This is a genomic window from Arthrobacter sp. JCM 19049 (assembly GCF_001310435.1).
Genome location: NZ_BAXF01000545.1, coordinates 1 through 1,387, shown reverse-complemented (window position 1 = coordinate 1,387; position 1,387 = coordinate 1). Strand labels below are relative to the sequence as shown.

The window sequence follows — 1,387 nt, the reverse complement described above, 5'->3', positions numbered from 1 at the left end:
GGGCCCACATAGAACGCGGCCATCCCCAGTCTGCGGGGACCTTCGATGTCCGCCACCCAGTTGTCCCCGACGAACGCCGCCTCGGCCGGGGTGATGCCATGCCGGTCCAGCGCCGCCTGGAAGATCCGCGCATTGGGCTTGCGCCAGCCCAGCTCGATGGAGGTGAACACGTCGCTGATGTGCTCATCCAGCCCGAACCGGGCCAGCAGGCGGGGCACCAGCGGGCGGTGGTGGGTGTTGCTGACCACCGCCAGGTGATGCCCTGCGGTGCTCAGCTGCGCCAGGCATTCGCCCACCGCGGCGCGGGACGATCCGCGCGCTCCAGCCTGCAGGTACTCCTCGACCAGGCGGGAGATCTCACCCTCGGCAATCCCGGGCGCCGAGCAGCTGCCAGTAGCGGGTGGCGATCTGCTGCATTGAGCATTCACGTTCGCTGTGCTGGGCCTGCCGTCCAGCTCCGCCCAGGCCCGGTCCCACAGCCGGTCACAGTCCCGGGCGTTGACCCCGGCCCCGGCCCGTCGCGCGAACTCGAACGGCGCGTTGTACCCGGCCGGGTGGATGGAGGGGTCATAGTCGACCAGGGTGCCAAAGAAGTCGAAGTAGACGTGGGAGGGCATGGGTCCTTCCTGCAAAGCCGTGCTCCCGCCCCCACGGGAGGCCCAGGCAGGGCAGCGGACACGGTGTGGGCACACGGGGCTAAACCCCCAGCATAGGCCAGCTGCCGCTCAAACCGCGGAGATCCGCCCGTCGGCCTCCACCACGAACGTCGGGTTGTGCACGAAGTCCCAGCGGAACCCGTCCGGGTCCGCCACGCAGGCGCTCATCCCACCCCAGGCTGCTTCGCCGGGGCATTGACCGGGCTGGCCCCGGCCTTTAGCGCTCGCCGATAATGCGCCTCCACCTCCCGGTCCGACCCCACGTTGTGACCCAGCGACACCGGGGGAGCCAACTGCGAATGCCCCACCTGCCGTACTCGCTGGGCATTTGCGCCACATCCCACAGCGCCAGCATCAGCCGTGCCCGGCCCGCACGAACGCGATCTGCTCATGGGCCGGCTGCACCAGCTCAAAGCCCAGGCCCTCGGTGTAGAACTTCAGGGAGACACCCACATCACGCACCCCGAGGGTAATGGCGCTGATGGTTGGCGGGGCAGGCTTGTTCATACCCCCACAGTAGGCAAGCGAACCCCGGGGGGAAGAGCTACTGACCCCTGCCGGGGAAGGGCCGCACCGAAGGTCCCGTCATTGCCGACGGCTAGCGACCAGAAGCCGCTGGATCGGCGCACATCCACCGGTGAGGCCCGGTCCCGGCATCTCCCCTGGGGATCTAGAGGTAGATCCACTGTCCATGGGGCTCCAGCCGCGTCCGCGCCAGCGGCGCTCGCCGG

The 1,387-nt window shown here is 69.2% G+C and carries 2 protein-coding genes; both read right to left on the bottom strand.

Going from position 1 to position 1,387, the window contains the following annotated elements; genetic code table 11:
- The coding region (locus JCM19049_RS14310) for an HAD family hydrolase (protein WP_054821908.1) at window positions 1-617 on the bottom strand (617 nt) is incomplete at its 3' end.
- Between the two features lie 393 nt (window positions 618-1,010).
- Window positions 1,011-1,163: a VOC family protein gene (locus JCM19049_RS21130; RefSeq protein ID WP_279403276.1), complete on the bottom strand. Its 153-nt coding sequence runs from the start codon at window positions 1,161-1,163 to the stop codon at window positions 1,011-1,013.
- Window positions 1,164-1,387 lie beyond the last annotated feature (224 nt).